Genomic DNA, 18,816 nt, shown 5'->3' on the forward strand with positions numbered 1-18,816 from the left:
CAACAGCGGCGTTTAACAGAGCCTTTTTAATATAAGTATTTTAATGTCTATAAGTTCATCCATGCTTCATTTGTTGGGTCTTGGGCCCATTTTGAAAGCTTGGAACGATCCTTTTGGGCAAGATAGCCTTTTTCAATGGCAACATCCATAAGTGTTTGGTAGTCGCAAATCGCATCTGCCTCTATAGCTTGACTTTTTAGGTTGCTTTTTGCTACCTCAAGACCATAGGTGAAAATCGCAACTACTCCTAAAACTTCACACCCAACCTCACGGAGCGCTTTCACTGCGTTTAGAGAACTTCCTCCAGTTGATATTAAGTCTTCCACCACTACAACCTTTTGCCCCTCCTGCACCACTCCTTCAATCTGTTTTCCTTTTCCGTGACCTTTAGGCTTGCTTCTTACATAACACATTGGGAGATTTAGCCTATCACTTACTAATGAACCATGTGGAATGCCTGCTGTTGCTGTGCCGGCAATCATTTCTGCTTGTGGATACTTTTCTTCTATAAGCTCAGCAAGGGAATGTGCAATATTATTTCTTATGTCAGGGTAGGAAATGGTTAAGCGATTATCACAATATATCGGGGATTTTATTCCTGATGACCATGTGAAGGGTTCATTTGGCTGAAAAAATACCGCTTTAATTCTTAAAAGATCTTCTGCTAAGGTTGTATTCATGCTCTCTCCACTCCTTGCCATTGTTGTAAAATTGTTTGATATGCTAGCACTGGATCCGCTGATCTAGTAATACTTCTCCCTACAACAATTTCTGTTGCACCTAGCTCAAAAGCTTCTCTTGGAGTCACAATTCTACTCTGGTCTGCCTTCTCATCTTCTTTCAATCGAATACCTGGTGTTACTTTTTTAAATGTTGCACCTAGTTCTCTTTTTAATAAAGGTGCTTCCAAAGATGAACAAACCACTCCGGCCAAACCCATTTCATATGCATTTCTAGCATAGTGTAACACCACATCATTTAAATTACGGTATATTAAAAGATCCTGTTGCATCTGTTCTTCCGACATGCTGGTTAACTGTGTCACAGCGATAAGTGCCGGGGAATCCCCTGTAATAGATCCCTCTCTAATCCCTTCTAATGCGGCCCTCATCATTTCCCGACCACCTGCTGCATGGACATTTGTCATATTTACCCCGAGCTTTGCAAGTACCTTCATTGCACTGTAGACAGTATGCGGAATATCATGAAGTTTTAAATCTAGGAAGATATCATGTCCTTGATCTTTTAATAGTTTAATAATATCTGGACCTTCCGAGTAGAATAGTTCCATTCCGACTTTTACATAAAGTTGTTCCTCTTGAAAATTTCTTAAAAAAGCCAAAACCTCTTCTTTGTTTTGAAAATCAAGGGCGACTATAAGCGATTTTTGCATGTTGATTCCAGCTCCTTCCAATACATTCAGAGATATGCTCAAAACCTAAATCTTGAAGCTTTTGAGGTAATGCATCGATAATGGTCGGACAGATAAAGGGATCTACAAAATTCGCAGTTCCAACTGCAACTGCACTTGCTCCTGCAAAATAAAACTCAAGTACATCCTCAGCTGATTGAACGCCACCCATCCCGATGATCGGAATATTCACCTTTTGACTTACTTCATAAACCATTCTAATTGCAACTGGTTTTATCGCAGGACCTGAAAGTCCACCAGATCCATTTGCGAGAATAGGTCGTCCCGTCTTTAAGTCAATTCTCATACCAAGAAGCGTATTGATCATGGTTAATCCATCGGCACCAGCTTTTTCAATGCTTAAAGCAATGTCTACAATATTGGTCACATTAGGAGAAAGCTTCACATACACAGGCACCTCTGAAACATTTTTTACAGCCTTTGTCACCTCATAAGCAACTGCTGGATCTGTTCCAAAGGCGATGCCACCGGTTTTCACATTGGGACAGGAGATATTCAGTTCAAGGGCTTTTACATTTGGAGATTTGGAGATTTCTTTCGCTACTTCCACATAATCTTCTAGCTTTGAACCTGCTACGTTAGCAATAATTGGAACATCATAGTTTGACAAAAAAGGAAGCTCTTCATCTATTACCTTAGCTAGTCCTGGATTCTGCAAACCGATCGCGTTTAACATCCCAGCAGATGTTTCTGCTACTCGCGGCGTCGGGTTCCCGAATCTCGCTTCCTGTGTGGTCGCCTTTATCATAATTGCTCCAAGAACACTTAAATCATAAAACTTGCTATACTCCCTGCCAAAGCCAAAGCAGCCGGATGCTGGCATAATAGGATTCTTCAAATCAAGTCCAGGAAGAGTCATATTCAAACTCGTCATAGTACTACCTCCTTAGCTCGGAAAACTGGGCCATCTGTACAAACCTTTTTATAAGAATAGCCATCAGGGTCCTCTTGTAAATGACACACACATGCAAAACAGGCACCAATTCCACAGCCCATTCGTTCTTCCAAGGATAAATAGACATTGTCATTAGGATAAAGATCTTCTACTGCTTTAAGCATTGGGGTTGGTCCACAGGAAAAGAGTGTATGAAAAGATGGCTGCAGTTCATCCAATACATTTGTTACATAGCCTTTTGTTCCATATGAACCATCAACTGTGGCAATATACGTATCGCCATAATAGGCAAATTCATTTTTGTAAAAAACGTCATCGATAGATTGAAAGCCTAACACATGTTTTGTTTGAACCCCTTTTTGATGCAATTGCTTTGTTAGCTCTAATAGAGGTGGAATGCCAATGCCTCCGCCAACTATTAATGCTGTGTCTCCTCTTTGAAGTTCATGAAGTGGAAAGCCGTTACCTAAGGGACCTAAAATATCAATCATTTCACCCTCTTGCTTTTTTGCAAGCAGGGTAGTACCTTTACCTTCTGCCCGGTAGGTTAGTTTGCACTGATTTCTAGCCTTATCGATTGCTGCGATACTTATCGGTCTGCGGAGCAGAGGGTCAAGCCCTTCTCCAACACGTATATGCACGAATTGACCCGGAGAACTCATTATACCTACGAGTTCTCCTTCTAGGGTCAATTCAAAGATATTTCGTGTGAGAATTTTTTGAGAAACCACCTTCATCCATGCTTTTTTCATGAACTGAACACCGCCTCAGCTTCCTGGATTTCTAATCCTTCCATTGATTCAATCGAAAATGTCATCGATTCTAGGACTCTTAATATAGCTAGTGCAGTGTCAAGAGAGGTTAAGCAAGGAATACCATTTTCAACACTTTCTCTACGAATTCTAAATCCATCACGAGCAGGCTGTTTCCCTTTGGTTAACGTATTAATGACAAACTGTGCCTCTCCTTTGCGGATAACATCAATCAAGTTAGGTGATTCAGCACCGATTTTATTAACAATGGTAACCGGTATATTCTCTTCGGCGAAGAAATTCGCTGTCCCTTCTGTAGCCAATAACTTATACCCAATACGGTGGAATCTTTTCGCAATCATAAGCGCTTCTTCTTTGTCTTTATCTGCAATGGTAAACAATACCGATCCGTAGGTTTTAATGGAAAAACCTGAAGCTACTAACCCTTTATATAATGCCTTTTCCAATGTAATATCTTTGCCCATTACTTCTCCCGTTGACTTCATTTCAGGACCTAGTGTGATATCAACGTTTCGTAATTTCGCAAAGGAGAAGACAGGAACCTTCACAAAGACACCTTTTGTTTCTGGCTGTAATCCAGTTTGATATCCTTGCTCAGTCAATGATTGTCCTAGAATGATTTTTGTTGCAACCTTTGCCATTGGTACATAAGTAATTTTACTTAAAAATGGAACGGTTCGACTTGATCTTGGATTAACTTCAATCACATAAACTTCATCTTTGTAGATGACGAACTGGATGTTTAATAGTCCTACAATGTTTAATCCTTTTGCCAGTTTTATCGTATAATCTATTATCTGGTTTTTAATTTCCGTACTCAATGTTTGAGGAGGATAGACGGCAATGGAATCCCCTGAATGTACTCCAGCTCGCTCGATATGCTCCATGATGCCTGGGATGAATACATCTTTTCCATCTGAAATTGCATCTACTTCAATCTCTTTACCTATCATATATTTATCAATTAACACTGGATGTTCTGGGTTAATTTTTACCGCATTTTTCATATAATGCAATAGTTCCTGCGTTCTATAGACAATCTCCATCGCACGTCCACCGAGTACATAGGAGGGTCTAACAAGTACCGGATATCCGATGCTTTCAGCAATCAGGATCGCCTCATCAATAGAGGTAGCTGTTTTTCCTTTTGGCTGGGGAATACCCAATCTTGATAGAGTTTTTTCGAACTTATTACGATTTTCAGCTCGATCTATATCCTCTAATGTCGTTCCGAGAATTTTCACCCCACGTGCTTCTAGTTCTGCAGCGAGATTTATAGCCGTTTGGCCTCCAAATTGAACTACAACACCTTTTGGTTTTTCGAGGTTGATAACATTCATCACGTCTTCTATCGTTAAAGGCTCAAAGTAAAGTTTGTCGGAAATACTGAAGTCTGTTGAAACAGTTTCAGGATTGTTATTAATAATGATTGCTTCATAGCCCGCTTCTTTAATCGCCCAAACGGAATGAACCGTCGCATAGTCAAACTCGATTCCCTGACCTATTCGGATGGGACCTGAACCCAGCACGACAATACTTTCTTTATCTGTAACAATCGATTCATTCTCTTCTTCATAGGTTCCATAGAAGTAGGGAGTTCCTGACTCGAATTCCGCTGCACAAGTATCTACCATTTTAAAAACCGGAGTAAGATCTTCCCTCACTCGTAAATCATAGATCGCACGTTCAGTAGTATTCCATAGCTTGGCAATCGTCAAATCACTAAAACCCATTTGTTTTGCTTCAAAGAGGATCGACAAGCATTCCACATTATCGCTTAAGACCTCTTCCATATCCAGGATATTTTGTAGCTTTTTCAGGAAAAACAGATCAATTTCACACCATTCATTAATCTTTTGGATGCTTACACCTCTTCGGAGCGCTTCTGCGATATAGAATAACCGTTCATCTCCTGCTTTTCGTATTCGCTTTTCCACCAATTCGTCTGTAAACTCGTTACTATTTGCTAGCTCCAGATGATAGATGTTGGATTCTAGAGAACGAACCGCTTTTAACAAGGATTCTTCGAATGTACGGCCTATTGCCATGACTTCTCCTGTTGCTTTCATCTGCGTCCCTAAACGACGGTTAGCACTTTCAAATTTATCAAAAGGGAATCGAGGTATTTTTGTCACAATATAATCTAATGACGGCTCAAAGCATGCATAAGTTTTCCCTGTTACAGGATTCATCATTTCGTCGAGGGTCAATCCAACGGCTATTTTAGCTGCAAGCTTAGCAATAGGATATCCTGTTGCTTTTGAAGCAAGTGCTGAGGAACGACTTACCCTAGGATTCACTTCAATAATATAGTAGTTAAAGCTATAAGGATCAAGTGCGAGCTGAACGTTACATCCACCTTCAATTTCTAGCGCGCGAATTATTTTCAGGGATACATTCCGTAAGAGCTGGTATTCTCTATCGCTGAGTGTTTGGCTTGGAGCAACAACAATCGAATCACCGGTATGAACTCCTACAGGGTCAATATTCTCCATATTACATACGACAATGGCATTATCATTGCTATCGCGCATCACTTCATACTCAATTTCCTTAAATCCTGCGATACTTTTTTCTAACAAACATTGAGTTACGGGACTATTTTTTAATCCACTAGCTACTATTTCATCCAACTCTTCCTTGTCTGAACAAATTCCACCACCAGTTCCTCCAAGCGTGTAGGCAGGACGGACGATGACAGGGTACCCGACTTTTTCGATAAATTGATATGCTTCATCAAGATTATGGATAATATCACTTTGTGGGACAGGTTCATTTAATTCATTCATCAGTGTCCGAAAAAGATCCCGGTCCTCTGCTTTTTGGATCGCAGAAAGCTTCGTTCCAAGTATTTGAACATTACATTCTTCTAGAACTCCAGCTTCAGCTAATTCTACTGCTAAATTTAATCCAGTTTGCCCTCCGAGTGTCGGAAGAATCGCGTCAGGCCGTTCTTTGCGAATTATTCTACTAACAAACTCAACGGTTAGAGGCTCCATGTACACTTTATCCGCCATTTCTTGATCCGTCATAATTGTAGCTGGATTAGAGTTTACCAATATCACTCGGTATCCTTCTTCTCTTAATGCAATACAAGCTTGTGTGCCGGCATAATCGAATTCTGCTGCTTGCCCGATAACAATGGGACCTGAACCAATAACTAAGATGGATTGAATGTCTAGACGTTTTGGCATACTGCTTCCCCCTTCTTCTTTGTATCTTCAGTGATTAAATTCATAAACTGATCAAACAAATAATTTGCATCCTCTGGCCCAGGACTTGCTTCAGGGTGGTATTGGACAGTGAATGCTGGATAATCCTTATGTTTGACACCTTCCACTGTGCCATCATTAAGGGCCAGATGCGTTATTTCTAATCTGGTTCCATCAATCGATTGCTCTGTCACGGTGTAGCCGTGATTTTGAGAAGTTATTGCTATTTTACCAGTTGTTATGTCCTTAACTGGATGATTGGAACCTCTGTGTCCAAATTTCATTTTTTCTGTATCTGCACCACATGCAAGGGCAAAAAGTTGATGACCTAAGCATATTCCAAAAACAGGAACTTTTCCAAGGAGCTCCTGAATCATCACTATTGCTTGGGGTACATCTTTTGGGTCTCCAGGGCCGTTCGATAACATAACTCCATCAGGACTGAGCTGCATAATTTCTTCTGCTGTTACGTTGTATGGTACTACCACTACATCACAGCCTCTTTTATTTAGCTCCCTTAGAATGCCATGCTTCATTCCAAAATCCACAAGCACAACACGATACCCTCTACCCGGACTTGGGTAAGCTGTTTTTGTTGATACCTGGTACACTTGATTTGTAGCAAGTGTCGTATTTCTCAAGCGTTGAATGATGCTTTCCCGATCTACATCAAGACTGCAGAAAGCTCCTTTTAACGTTCCATATTGTCGGATAATACGAGTAAGTTTACGAGTATCTATTCCTGAAATCCCAGGAATATCTTTCGCTTTAAAAAATTCATCAAGTGACCATTGGTTTCTGAAATTAGATGGAAAGTCACTAACCTCCCGAACAATAAAGCCATTAATTGCAGGGTGTATGGATTCAAAATCATCTCTGTTTATTCCATAATTTCCTACTAGTGGATAGGTTAATGTAACTAACTGTCCGCAATAGGATGGATCAGACAATATTTCTTGATATCCTGTCATCCCCGTATTAAAAACTACTTCACCAATAGAATCCTTTGTGCTTCCAAAAGCCTTTCCTACAAAAAAAGTACCATCCTCTAAAATTAGTTGCCGATTCATACTTCAACACTACCTTTCTGCCATACTAGTTTTCCTTCTACCATTGTCATTACAGGCCAGCCCTTACATTCCCAATCTGTAAATGGTGTGTTTCTGCCTTTGGATAAAAATGTGGACGGATCGATACTTGCACTAGCTTCTAAGTCAAGAATGGTAATGTCTGCAATCGCACCTTCTTTTAACACTCCATAAGGAAGATCAAAAACATTTGCCGGTTTTACTGTTAGCCAATCAATCAGGTCAGAAAGTGCCATCTTACCTTCTAATACAAAATGTGTATAAAGCAATGGGAAAGCTGTTTCGAGCCCAACTATTCCAAATGGTGCCACTTCCATTCCTTCTGCTTTTTCTTCAGCAGTATGAGGAGCATGGTCCGTTGCTATAAAGTCAATTGTTCCATCCATAAGACCTTCAATTAAAGCAGCTCTATCATCAAATCCTCTTAAAGGAGGGTTCATTTTATAATTAGAATCTAGCCCTGGTATATCTTCTTCAGATAACAGTAAATGGTGGGGGCTTACTTCAGCTGTCACTTTGATTCCGGCTCTTTTGGCATCTCGAACCACTCTTACGGATTCTTTTGTGCTGATATGACAAACATGGTAATGACAACCTGCAGCCTCGGCTAACAAAATGTCTCTCGCAATGTGTACGGATTCGCAAACAGATGGTATTCCATTTAATCCATGCTCTTTCGAAAATTTCCCTTCATGTACACTACCTTTATTGATTAGTGTGTTTTCTTCGCAATGTGCAACAATCGCCATATTCAGTTCAGCAGCTTGTTTCATTGCTGTAAGCATTTTGGAAGCATCCTGCACTCCTACACCATCGTCCGTAAAGGCAAATGCCCCTGCTCTTTTTAATTCTGCGAAATTTGTTATCTCTTCACCAAGCTGCCTAGTTGTAATGCAAGCATATGGGAGCACTCTTACATGCGCTGTTTCTTTTATTCTTTTTTGCAGCCATTCTAACTGTTCTTTTGTGTCTGGAGTTGGTCTTGTATTGGGCATAGGGCATATTGTAGTGAATCCACCTTTTGCTGCCGCCAATGTGCCTGTTCTAATTGTTTCTTTCTTTTCCCCACCGGGTTCTCTTAAGTGAACATGAACATCGATAAACCCTGGGGCTATTAGCTTATTCTCTAAGTTAATGATCTCTTCTGTTCCTGATGTTTGTATATTAGAGGAGATTTTAGCGATACGGTTATCTTCTATCAGAATGTCTACCTTTTCTAATTCACCTTTTAGATTAAGCCATTTTCCATTCTTCAGTACTGTTGTCATCAAAAACTCCTCCTTCATGATTTGATAAAGCTCTTTTTAAAACAGCCATTCTCATATACAGTCCGTTTTCCATTTGCTTAAAAATTCGCGAACGCTGGCATTCTACTAATTCCGTTGCTATTTCCACTCCGCGGTTAATTGGAGCAGGGTGCATGATAATGCTGTTCGTTTTCATCTGTTTTTCTCTTTCAATCGTTAACCCATATTGCTGGTGATAACGTTCGATGCTCTTATTCTTTGCTTCATGTCTTTCATGTTGAATACGAAGGAGCATTATAACGTCACTCGTATTTATCGCCTCGTCCATGGTGATATATGCTTCATCATCATAACTAAAGTCTCTCCATTCGGGTGGTGCGACGAAGGTAACCGTTGCTCCTAGACGAGTCAATACTGCTCTATTGGACCTAGCAACTCTGCTATGACGGATATCTCCAATAATCGTAATCTGAACCCCGTCAAATTTCCCGTATTCCTGATAAATTGTCATCAAGTCAAGGAGTGATTGAGTTGGATGGTTTCCACAGCCATCTCCACCATTAATAATTGCGAGGTTCAAAGAACTTAGTTGTAAGAAAAATTCATCTTCAGGGTGGCGAATAACTAAGGCTTTCACACCAAGTGCCTCTAAGGTTCTAGCAGTGTCATACAAACTTTCTCCTTTATTGACACTTGAGGTGCTTACTTCAAATGGAAGAACGGATAATCCAAGTTTTCTTTCAGCCATTTCAAAGCTGCATTTTGTTCTTGTACTAGATTCGTAGAAAAGATTTGCAACAAATTTCTGTTCTGTAGCCTTCCAACTTTTACCCTGTTGTAGCTCTAGCGCTTCCTCTATTAATTGAAAGATTTCTTTATCTGTTACATCATCCATCGTCCGCAAATGCCTCATGTATTGATATCCTCCCTTTTTTCTATAAAAAACACCCATTCCGTTAAGAAAGGGTGTCATCGGTGGACTTGAATACAAGAAAGCCTTCAATAAACTTTCTTGTATGATCAAGCTTGTGCCGTTCACCCTTTTAAGCCTCTCTGGACTTCTTTTAAAAGGTACTATGCAATGGTATCATTTTCATTTTTGAAAAAATCTTCTTGTTCGCTGTTCGTTTCTTTTCCTGGTAATACTAAGTTTAAGAAGATTCCTAGAATTGCCGCTAAAGCCATTCCTGCTATTTGTAGATCATCATTCACTTGGATGAATGCCCCACCTACACCAACTACAGCAATAACGGAGGAGATAATTAAATTTCTTTTGTTTCCTAAGTCTACCTTATTATCTATTAACATTCTTAAACCACTTGATGCTATGATACCGAACAATAGGATCGAAACTCCCCCCATTACTGCACTCGGTATAGTACCGATAAGAGCTGTAATTTTCCCGATAAATCCAAAGCCGATTGCGAGTACCGCTGCTCCCCCTACTACGAACACACTGAATACTCTAGTGATTGCAATGACACCGATATTTTCTCCGTATGTCGTATTTGGTGGTCCTCCGATAAGGGATGCTAAGATAGTTGCTACTCCATCACCTAAAATTGATCGGTGCAGTCCTGGTTTTTTTACAAAATTTCTTCCAACAATTTTACTTAATACCATCTGGTCACCAATATGCTCGGCGATCGTTACTACCGCGATTGGTACCATGATTACAATGATGGACCAGTTTAAGCTTGGTGTGTAGCTGAAAAATGGTACAAGAAAGTCAGGTGCTTGAATCCATGCTGCAGCTTTTACTGATGTGAAGTCTACTAAACCAGCAAAATATGCAGTTGTATATCCTCCCACAATTCCAAGCAGGATCGGAATGATTCCAAAGATACCCTTTAAGAAGATTGCTGCTCCTACAGTGATTGCCAGCGTTGTTAATGCCACCATTAAGTGTTTAAGACTATAAATCAGATCAGCAGGTGCTGCTCCTGGATTTTCATACATGGCCATATCGACTGCTACACTTGCAAGGCCTAATCCAATGACAATAATAACTGGTCCTACTACTACTGGAGGTAATAGCTTTAAGATCCATTGATGACCGAGCTGCTTAATTAACAGTGCAACAATTCCATACACAATACCAGCCAAAAAGCTTCCCACCATTGCTCCTCCTGGTCCGCCTATTGCTGTTGCTGAAACGATGGGAATGATAAATGCAAAGGATGATCCAAGATAAGCTGGTATTTGTCCTTTAGTAATAAGCAGGTACGCTAGGGTTCCTAGACCACTTGATACTAATGCAACCGCCGGACTTAAGCCAACAAGCATAGGTACTAGTATAGTAGCTCCAAACATGGCGAATAGATGCTGAATGCTAAGCATGAACCATTTCGGTGCTTTTGGTACTTCATGTATATCTAAAACTGGTTTTTCTCTCATAGGTGTAACCTCCAAATTTGTTTTTCCAATAAAAAAACTCTTTGTGCGGGCACAAAGAGGTAGAGAGGTCCATAAAAATCCGATGAGGATCAGAACCTATTTACCCCTTTGCAAGCCTCACGGGACTGCACTTAAAAGGGTCATTTATTTATTTTTCATGTATACTTACTTGATCATTTTCATCAATTTCGGAAAGCTCGACAACAATTTTTTCGGAGCTTGCTGTTGGTATATTCTTACCAACAAAGTCTGCTCGTATAGGGAGCTCTCTGTGCCCTCTGTCTACTAATACTGCCAGCTGAATTTGTGATGGCCTGCCGAAATCCATTAGAGCGTCCATTCCTGCTCGGACCGTTCTTCCTGTGAAAAGAACATCATCAACTAAAATCACTTTTTTATTTGTAATAGAAACAGGAATGTCTGATCCCTTAACAAGGGGCTCTTTGTCCTGAGTCTTAGTGGAAAGATCATCTCGATAGAGCGTGATATCCAGTTCGCCAACTGCTATTTCTTTCTCTTCAATTTCACTAATGCGGGCAGCTAATCGTTTAGCAAGGTGAATCCCTCTGGTCTTGATTCCTACTAAAACCGAATCTTCTACACCTTTGTTACGTTCAATAATTTCGTGCGCGATACGAGTCAGGGCTCTTCTTATAGCTTGCTCATCTAAAATTAATGCTTTCTCTGACATGCTTTGCCTCCCCATTCTCTTATTAAGGTCTGAACGATACATACAAAAAACCTCTCACCGTATAATGAGAGGTTTTAGGATACGAAAATGGGTGGATGTATGTTAATCCAATTTCGTATATCCGGTACCTTCTCAGCCTCACGGGACTGTCGTTTAAAGGTCTTATTCAACTGTAATGATTATCTCAAAATAACATTAGTCTGTCAATGACTTTTTAATATTTTAAGAATGTGCTCGAAATCTGCTGGTATTGGTGCCTGGAACTCAAGGTACTTTCCAGTACGTGGATGCTCAAAGCCCAAAACACCTGCATGTAGAGCCTGACCTTCAATATCCAACGATTTTTTCGGTCCATACTTAGGATCGCCTGCTAATGGATAACCGATATATTTCATGTGAACGCGAATTTGATGTGTTCTTCCTGTTTCCAGCTGACATTCAACATGAGTAAAATCCTTAAATCGTTCTAGCACACGGAAATGAGTCACGGCATTTCTGCTGTTATCATCTGTAACCGTCATTGCCTGTCTATCTTTTTTATCCCTGCCAATTGGAGCATCAACTGTGCCTACATCATGAGAGATTACACCATGTACAATCGCTTCATATTTTCTTGTAACAGATTTAGCTACAAGTTGGTTTACTAACTTTTCATGAGCGAAGTCATTTTTTGCAACCATTAGCAAGCCACTTGTATCTTTGTCAATTCGGTGGACAATACCTGGCCGTAATACTCCGTTTATGCCTGAAAGGTCTTTACAATGAGCCATTAGTCCATTTACAAGTGTACCTGATCCATGACCCACTGCTGGGTGAACAACCATTCCGCGAGGTTTATTTACGACAATTACATCTGCATCTTCATAATAGATGTCTAAATTCATTTCTTCCGGAGTCACATCGAGAATTTCGGGTTCTGGAACAATTACGGTAATATCATCACCGATACTACATTTATAATTTGGTTTCGTTTTTTCACCGTTAACAAGAATGTGTCCATCTTTTATCCATTGTTGAACCTGAGATCTTGACCATTCTTCATTTTCCGTCGAGATCACTTTGTCAATACGGTCATTCTTTTGTGCTTCCTTTACGTGGAACAATAAGGTTTCTTCCATTAGTTTGATAGCTCCTTCTCTTTCTTACCCTCTAGTAAGGTTAAAACTAAAATAATACCAACACCTATCACTAATGTGGAATCTGCTACATTAAATATTGGAAAATCGTAGCTAAATATAAAGGTATTGATAAAATCTATTACTTCCTGGTGAAGCAAACGGTCGATGAAGTTTCCAATTGCACCGCCGAGCATCAGACTGAGCGCCAGCTTCATCCATTTTTGGTCTTTCGGCAATTTTTGTATATACACAATTAACCCTATTACTACTGCAACCGTAATAATATAGAAAAAATACATTTGGCCTTCTAGAATGCCCCATGCCGCCCCTCTATTCCGATGAGAGGATAAATACAAAAAGTTCTCTATAATTGTTATATTCTCTCCAAGTTCCATATATTTTACAACCAACCATTTTGTTAATTGATCAACTATAATGATGAAAAGTGCAAGTATATAATAAATCACCAATAGTACCTCCAGCTCATGTTTATGTACCTCTGAATTATAGCAAATAAGCATTGGTAAAGAAAGCATGTATAATTACGCTTCCCTTCCTAAAAGGTGTATTTACCTTTCGGAGGTTTTACGGCTTTCTAAAACGTAACTAAACCTCGCAAGACTTTTCTCTTGCGAGGTTTAGTGGTTAAAATTTATGCGGTGTAATTATTTTTTACCACAGATGCACATCGTGTGCATAAGGAAGGATGATCTTTATCTTCTCCGACAGTTTTTGATACAACCCAACAGCGGTCACATGTTTCCCCTTCTGCAGGTGCAATCACAATGGAGACACTGTCAAACGTTTGAGCGCTGGCAGGTGCTTCTTCTTTTGAGTCAGCAATTTCAAGGCCCGAAACAATAAACAACTGTTGAATATTTTCTTCAATGGAATCCAACAAAGCTTTTGTTTCTCCATTAGGATACAACGTAATTTTTGCTGCTAGAGATTTACCAATGATTTTTTCATTTCGTGCAACCTCTAAAGCTTTAAGAACATCATCACGCAAATTCATGAAACGATTCCATTTTTCTTCAATTGCTTCCGCATTATCTACTTGAAGCGGCTCTGGCATGTCAACTAATTGGACACTTTCTTCTGATACAAACTCAATATGCGACCAAACCTCATCAGCTGTATGTGGTAAAATCGGCGCTACCAGCTTAGTTAGAGCAAGCAAAGTTTCATAAAGAACAGTTTGGATCGAACGACGATCGTGTTGATCTTTTGCTTCGATATAAAGAATATCTTTTGCAAAATCCAAGTAGAACGAACTTAGTTCAATGGTGCAAAAGTTATGAACCGCATGATAGATTCCTGCAAATTCATAATCATCATAGGACCTTTTCACCTTTGTCATCAAATTATTTAACTTCACCATCATGTAGCGGTCCACTTCGCGAAGATCATTCATCTCTACTTTGTTTACGGTTGGATTAAAGTCAGCTAGGTTACCGAGCAAGAAACGGAATGTATTACGGATTTTCCGATATACTTCTGCTACTTGTTTTAAGATATTGTCAGAAACACGAACATCCGCTTGGTAATCAACAGATGAAACCCATAAACGTAGGATGTCTGCACCTAACTGATTCATTACTTTAGAAGGAAGAACTACATTCCCCAGAGATTTACTCATTTTTCTGCCATTACCATCAAGCGCAAATCCGTGACTTAAAATCCCTTTATAAGGAGCTTTTCCAGTAACAGCAACACTAGTTGTTAAGGAAGAGTTGAACCATCCACGATATTGGTCTGAGCCTTCTAGATAAAGGTCTGCTGGTCTTTGCAGGTCTTCTCTTTCTTCCAATACGGATTGATGAGAAGAACCGGAATCAAACCACACGTCCATAATATCCATTTCTTTAGTGAAAGATCCGTTCGGACTTCCTTCATGCGTGAAACCTTCTGGTAATAGCTCTTTTGCTTCTTTTTCAAACCAGATATTTGAACCATGGTTTCTGAACAAATCGGAAACATGATCGATGGTCTCGGTTGTAATAATCTCTTGACCATTTTCCGCGTAGAATACAGGGATAGGTACTCCCCATGCACGTTGACGGGAAATACACCAGTCTCCACGGTCACGAACCATGTTTGTTAAACGAGTTTCTCCCCATGCAGGAACCCATTTAGTTTCAGCTACCGCATTTAATAATTGATCTCTGATTTTGTCGATGCTAGCAAACCATTGAGCCGTTGCACGGAAAATAGTTGGCTTCTTTGTACGCCAGTCGTGAGGATAAGAGTGCGTAATAAAAGTTAATTTCAAAAGTGCTCCAGCATCTTGTAGCTTTTCTGTAATCGGCTTGTTCGCTTGATCATAAAACAACCCTTCAAATCCTGGCGCCTCTTGCGTCATATTACCTTTAGAGTCGACAGGGCATAATACTTCCAAGCCATATTTCTGGCCAATGATGAAGTCATCTTCCCCGTGCCCAGGAGCCGTATGCACACAACCTGTACCAGCATCTGTCGTAACATGATCTCCTAACATCACAAGAGATTCGCGTTCATATAAAGGATGCTTAGCAACGATATGTTCAAGGTCTTGCCCCTTTAATGTCTTAACTACTGCAGCATCTTCCCATTCTAATTCTTTTGCGACAGTTTCAAATAATTCAGAGGCAATAATAAACTTTTCGCCGCTAACTTCCACAACACTATAACTCAATTCAGGATTTACAGCGATCCCGAGGTTGGCAGGAATCGTCCATGGAGTAGTGGTCCAGATGATAAAACGCTCATCGCCCTCTAGTACTCCTTTACCATCTGCAACATTAAATGCTACATAAATGGATGGTGAACGCTTATCTTGGTACTCAATTTCTGCTTCCGCAAGTGCAGATTCACTAGAAGGGGACCAATATACAGGCTTTAACCCTTTATAGATTAGACCATTTTTCGCCATATCTCCAAAAACCTTAATTTGCTGAGCTTCATACTCAGGTTTAAGGGTAATGTATGGATTAAACCAATCACCACGCACACCTAAACGCATGAATTGTTCCCGCTGACGGTCCACTTGCTCATATGCATACTCTTCACATAGTTTACGGAATTCTGCAACCGACATCTCTTTCCGCTTCACTTTTTTATTTTTTGTTAACGCTGTTTCAATTGGCAGCCCATGAGTGTCCCAGCCAGGAACATATGGTGCTTTAAAGCCGCTCATTGACTTGTAGCGGACAATAAAATCCTTTAATACTTTATTTAAAGCATGCCCCATATGGATGTCTCCATTGGCATACGGTGGGCCGTCATGTAGCACATACATTGGTCGATCCTTTGTCCGTTCTTGAACTTTTTCATAGATATTCATATCGTCCCATTGCTGTTGAATTTGAGGCTCACGATTTGGTAAATTCCCTCTCATAGGGAATTCAGTTTTCGGCATAAGTAATGTATCTTTATATTCCATGTTTCTTTCCTCCAGTAAGTATATTTGAAAAACAAAAAAGTCCCCTCATCCCAAAAAGGGACGAGAGGACTCCCGTGGTACCACCCTAAATTGACTTTAAGATTACAAGTCCACTTTAGTATCCGTAACGTGGATCGTACGATTAAACTTACAGGCAACTGCGTTCAGTCTAATACTCAAGGGTGATCTTCATTTCTTAACTTTCCTCGGGCTTCCACCATCCCCGGGTCGCTTGATAAAGTCTAAAAGAAACTACTATCCCTATCAACGTTTTATAAATATTATAAGTTCGCTAATCATTAAAAAGAATATACAATAATTGTTTCGTTATTATACTGAAAATAAACCTAAAATGTCAAGGTTATACTCTATTTTCTTCTAATTCTTTGTCTTTTTCTTCATATTCCATCAAATGGTCCCAGTCATCATTGGCGATTAACTCTAATTGAGCCTCAACAAGCATTTTGAAACGATTTCGGAAGACTTTGGATTGCTTTTTCAATTCATCAATTTCAATCTGAAGCTTTCTGGATTTAAGTAAAGATTCATTGATAATGCGATCAGCATTTTTCTCTGCTTCTTTAATAATCAACTTTGCCTCTTTTTGAGCGTTTCTTCTCACATCTTCCGCAGATTCCTGTGCGATCAGAATGGATTTATTTAGAGTCTCTTCAATAGTATTAAAGTGAGTTAAACGACTGTTGAGCTCTTTTACTTTTTCTTCAAATTCCTTTTTTTCACGAATAACCAGTTCATAATCCTTAATGACCTGGTCAAGAAATTCATTTACTTCGTCCTCATCATATCCTCTAAATCCTTTGTTAAACTCTTTATTGTGAATATCTAACGGTGTTAAGGGCATGGCTGCCACCTCCATTTATATCTCTTCTGATCTTTACATTATTCGACAGTTCAAGAAGAAACACCTTTATTCTGTCGAATTATTTTTGTTTTCCTACTATAACTCTCCATTTATCTTTTTTCGTTTTTCCCTCTACTGATAAAAGCTTGCTTCTACCATAGCCTCTTACAGAAAGAATATCACCTTCCAAACATTCAAAAGATGATTGTTCTACCAACTTCCAGTTTACTTTCACTTTTTTTGCACCAATGAACATTTGAGCTTTTTGTCTCGAAAGGTTATAGATTGTTGCAATTAACACATCTAAGCGTAGTGAAGCTGTGGTGGTTGATGATTCTTCCCATCCGGATTCTTGACTGATTAAATCAGTATAGGGGATGTTTTTAAGATTTACTTTCACTTTTCCCACTTCTTGAAACTGCAGCTCCACATATGAACTTACCTCTTCACCTATAACAAGCTGAACACTCTTTTCATGAAAATAAATATCTCCAAACTTACTCCGCTTCAGCCCGATACCCATTAACGAACCTAGCACTTGTCGATGTTCAATTTGAACAAATTTATCAGGATAGGAAAGCTCATATGTTTTAATTTGAAAATCTTCCGTAGAGGGGGAGTAGTACGAAGGGTATAGCAAAGCTCTTTTGCGTTCCGCTTCACTTACCCCACCGAAAAATTCAAGCTTTATCTCTTCATTTGTGCCAATAATACTTTGAACAATTTCTTGTTCACGTGGATCTAAGAAGTCCGTTAGCTTAGGTGCATACTGGACTATTACGTTTTCTTTCCATTCCATCACCTGATCAATAAACTCATGTTCTTCTGGACGGAAGTGCTGATAAATACTCATACTAATCACCATCACATCTGGCACTTTGTAATAAAGTTTAAATTTAAAATAATAATTTGTTGTATTGCCACTTTGCTTTATTTACATTAAACCTAGCATTCTAAGCAACTGTCCAAGACCCACCATTGCAAAACGCAAAACTAAAATCCCAACGATTGGAGAAATATCGATCATTCCAAGTGGTGGAATAATACGACGGAACATATCTAAATACGGTTCACAAATCTTCCCTAAAAATCTCCCAATAGAAGACTCTCTTGCTCCTGGAAACCAGGACATAAAGATATAGATAATTAATGCGATGGAGTAAAAATACACCAAGTTACTAACTAAATCATAAATAAAATACATATAAATCTACCACCTCTTATCGCTAAAGTCTTCCTGCTCTTGTTGCATTATTTCAGAAATAGACCCAGATACATCTACGTTATCTGGTGTACATAAGAAAATGTTTTGCCCGACACGTTGAATATCTCCTCCTACAGCATATACCGTACCGCTTAGAAAATCGATTATACGCTTAGCCTGACCATGGTCAATTCTTTGCAGGTTAACAATGATTGCTCGGCGACCTTTTAAATGGTCTGCAATATCCTGAGCTTCAGAATAGGATTTCGGTTCAACAAGCACTACCTTAGAGGTAGTGGATTTTTGGACACTTTGAAGACTAACAACGTTTTGTTTTTGTTGCGAAGAAGAGGATCTTGTTCTTCTTGGCTCCTCGATCATCTCTTCTTCTACATATTCATCTTGTTCTTTATATTCGTATTCATCCTCTAGTGCAAAAAAGCTTTTAAATTTCGATTTTATAGTCATTCCTTACA

The 18,816-nt window shown here is 39.5% G+C and carries 17 protein-coding genes and 1 other annotated feature; all 17 genes read right to left on the reverse strand.

Annotated elements, in window-relative coordinates:
- Positions 1-47: 47 nt before the first annotated feature.
- A complete protein-coding gene (pyrE, locus tag K9B36_RS01815) occupies positions 48-680 on the reverse strand; it encodes an orotate phosphoribosyltransferase (RefSeq protein WP_223700289.1) in 633 nt (210 codons plus the stop codon).
- Positions 677-1,393, reverse strand: coding sequence for an orotidine-5'-phosphate decarboxylase (pyrF, locus tag K9B36_RS01820; RefSeq protein WP_223700290.1), 717 nt, complete (start codon positions 1,391-1,393; stop codon positions 677-679). The genes pyrE and pyrF overlap by 4 nt, the downstream gene beginning before the upstream one ends.
- The gene (locus tag K9B36_RS01825; RefSeq protein ID WP_223700291.1) at positions 1,365-2,306 is read right to left on the reverse strand and encodes a dihydroorotate dehydrogenase; all 942 of its coding nucleotides are present in this window, start codon (positions 2,304-2,306) and stop codon (positions 1,365-1,367) included. Before K9B36_RS01825 ends, pyrF begins: the two co-directional genes overlap by 29 nt.
- On the reverse strand, positions 2,303-3,079 hold the full coding sequence (locus K9B36_RS01830; protein ID WP_223700292.1) for a dihydroorotate dehydrogenase electron transfer subunit: 777 nt from the start codon (positions 3,077-3,079) through the stop codon (positions 2,303-2,305). The genes K9B36_RS01825 and K9B36_RS01830 overlap by 4 nt, the downstream gene beginning before the upstream one ends.
- A complete protein-coding gene (gene carB, locus K9B36_RS01835; protein ID WP_223700293.1) occupies positions 3,076-6,294 on the reverse strand; it encodes a carbamoyl-phosphate synthase large subunit in 3,219 nt (1,072 codons plus the stop codon). The genes K9B36_RS01830 and carB overlap by 4 nt, the downstream gene beginning before the upstream one ends.
- Complete coding sequence (locus K9B36_RS01840) at positions 6,279-7,382, reverse strand: carbamoyl phosphate synthase small subunit (RefSeq protein ID WP_223700294.1); 1,104 nt, start codon at positions 7,380-7,382, stop codon at positions 6,279-6,281. Before K9B36_RS01840 ends, carB begins: the two co-directional genes overlap by 16 nt.
- On the reverse strand, positions 7,379-8,668 hold the full coding sequence (locus K9B36_RS01845) for a dihydroorotase (RefSeq protein ID WP_223700295.1): 1,290 nt from the start codon (positions 8,666-8,668) through the stop codon (positions 7,379-7,381). The genes K9B36_RS01840 and K9B36_RS01845 overlap by 4 nt, the downstream gene beginning before the upstream one ends.
- Complete coding sequence (locus K9B36_RS01850; protein ID WP_223700296.1) at positions 8,634-9,560, reverse strand: aspartate carbamoyltransferase catalytic subunit; 927 nt, start codon at positions 9,558-9,560, stop codon at positions 8,634-8,636. Before K9B36_RS01850 ends, K9B36_RS01845 begins: the two co-directional genes overlap by 35 nt.
- Before the next feature lie 161 nt (positions 9,561-9,721).
- Positions 9,722-11,044 (reverse strand): uracil-xanthine permease family protein, encoded by a 1,323-nt coding sequence (locus tag K9B36_RS01855; protein ID WP_223700297.1) that lies wholly within the window; start codon positions 11,042-11,044, stop codon positions 9,722-9,724.
- A gap of 148 nt (positions 11,045-11,192) precedes the next feature.
- A complete protein-coding gene (gene pyrR, locus K9B36_RS01860) occupies positions 11,193-11,735 on the reverse strand; it encodes a bifunctional pyr operon transcriptional regulator/uracil phosphoribosyltransferase PyrR (RefSeq protein WP_223700298.1) in 543 nt (180 codons plus the stop codon).
- Between the two features lie 203 nt (positions 11,736-11,938).
- Positions 11,939-12,853, reverse strand: a complete 915-nt coding sequence (locus K9B36_RS01865) for an RluA family pseudouridine synthase (RefSeq protein ID WP_223700299.1) — start codon at positions 12,851-12,853, stop codon at positions 11,939-11,941.
- Positions 12,853-13,320, reverse strand: a complete 468-nt coding sequence (lspA, locus tag K9B36_RS01870) for a signal peptidase II (RefSeq protein ID WP_223700300.1) — start codon at positions 13,318-13,320, stop codon at positions 12,853-12,855. Before lspA ends, K9B36_RS01865 begins: the two co-directional genes overlap by 1 nt.
- 185 nt (positions 13,321-13,505) lie before the next feature.
- Positions 13,506-16,274: an isoleucine--tRNA ligase gene (ileS, locus tag K9B36_RS01875; RefSeq protein ID WP_223700301.1), complete on the reverse strand. Its 2,769-nt coding sequence runs from the start codon at positions 16,272-16,274 to the stop codon at positions 13,506-13,508.
- A gap of 53 nt (positions 16,275-16,327) precedes the next feature.
- Positions 16,328-16,551: a binding site (T-box leader), on the reverse strand.
- Positions 16,552-16,635: 84 nt separating this feature from the next.
- A complete protein-coding gene (locus K9B36_RS01880) occupies positions 16,636-17,136 on the reverse strand; it encodes a DivIVA domain-containing protein (RefSeq protein ID WP_223700302.1) in 501 nt (166 codons plus the stop codon).
- A 79-nt stretch (positions 17,137-17,215) separates the two neighbouring features.
- The gene (locus tag K9B36_RS01885; RefSeq protein WP_223700303.1) at positions 17,216-17,989 is read right to left on the reverse strand and encodes a YlmH family RNA-binding protein; all 774 of its coding nucleotides are present in this window, start codon (positions 17,987-17,989) and stop codon (positions 17,216-17,218) included.
- A gap of 81 nt (positions 17,990-18,070) precedes the next feature.
- Positions 18,071-18,340, reverse strand: coding sequence for a YggT family protein (locus K9B36_RS01890; RefSeq protein WP_263399245.1), 270 nt, complete (start codon positions 18,338-18,340; stop codon positions 18,071-18,073).
- 6 nt (positions 18,341-18,346) lie between these two features.
- Complete coding sequence (locus tag K9B36_RS01895; protein ID WP_223700304.1) at positions 18,347-18,808, reverse strand: cell division protein SepF; 462 nt, start codon at positions 18,806-18,808, stop codon at positions 18,347-18,349.
- Between the last annotated feature and the right edge of the window lie 8 nt (positions 18,809-18,816).

Source organism: Sutcliffiella deserti (assembly GCF_020037475.1).
Taxonomy (GTDB): Bacteria; Bacillota; Bacilli; order Bacillales; family Bacillaceae_I; genus Sutcliffiella_A; species Sutcliffiella_A deserti.

Bases quoted from the DNA above. Each gene is read 5' to 3' on its own strand.
- pyrE (WP_223700289.1), bottom strand. From the start codon at position 680: ATGAATACAACCTTAGCAGAAGATCTTTTAAGAATTAAAGCGGTATTT.
- pyrF (WP_223700290.1), bottom strand. From the start codon at position 1,393: ATGCAAAAATCGCTTATAGTCGCCCTTGATTTTCAAAACAAAGAAGAG.
- K9B36_RS01825 (WP_223700291.1), bottom strand. From the start codon at position 2,306: ATGACGAGTTTGAATATGACTCTTCCTGGACTTGATTTGAAGAATCCT.
- K9B36_RS01830 (WP_223700292.1), bottom strand. From the start codon at position 3,079: ATGAAAAAAGCATGGATGAAGGTGGTTTCTCAAAAAATTCTCACACGA.
- carB (WP_223700293.1), bottom strand. From the start codon at position 6,294: ATGCCAAAACGTCTAGACATTCAATCCATCTTAGTTATTGGTTCAGGT.
- K9B36_RS01840 (WP_223700294.1), bottom strand. From the start codon at position 7,382: ATGAATCGGCAACTAATTTTAGAGGATGGTACTTTTTTTGTAGGAAAG.
- K9B36_RS01845 (WP_223700295.1), bottom strand. From the start codon at position 8,668: ATGACAACAGTACTGAAGAATGGAAAATGGCTTAATCTAAAAGGTGAA.
- K9B36_RS01850 (WP_223700296.1), bottom strand. From the start codon at position 9,560: ATGAGGCATTTGCGGACGATGGATGATGTAACAGATAAAGAAATCTTT.
- K9B36_RS01855 (WP_223700297.1), bottom strand. From the start codon at position 11,044: ATGAGAGAAAAACCAGTTTTAGATATACATGAAGTACCAAAAGCACCG.
- pyrR (WP_223700298.1), bottom strand. From the start codon at position 11,735: ATGTCAGAGAAAGCATTAATTTTAGATGAGCAAGCTATAAGAAGAGCC.
- K9B36_RS01865 (WP_223700299.1), bottom strand. From the start codon at position 12,853: ATGGAAGAAACCTTATTGTTCCACGTAAAGGAAGCACAAAAGAATGAC.
- ileS (WP_223700301.1), bottom strand. From the start codon at position 16,274: ATGGAATATAAAGATACATTACTTATGCCGAAAACTGAATTCCCTATG.
- K9B36_RS01880 (WP_223700302.1), bottom strand. From the start codon at position 17,136: ATGCCCTTAACACCGTTAGATATTCACAATAAAGAGTTTAACAAAGGA.
- K9B36_RS01885 (WP_223700303.1), bottom strand. From the start codon at position 17,989: ATGAGTATTTATCAGCACTTCCGTCCAGAAGAACATGAGTTTATTGAT.
- K9B36_RS01890 (WP_263399245.1), bottom strand. From the start codon at position 18,340: ATGTATTTTATTTATGATTTAGTTAGTAACTTGGTGTATTTTTACTCC.
- K9B36_RS01895 (WP_223700304.1), bottom strand. From the start codon at position 18,808: ATGACTATAAAATCGAAATTTAAAAGCTTTTTTGCACTAGAGGATGAA.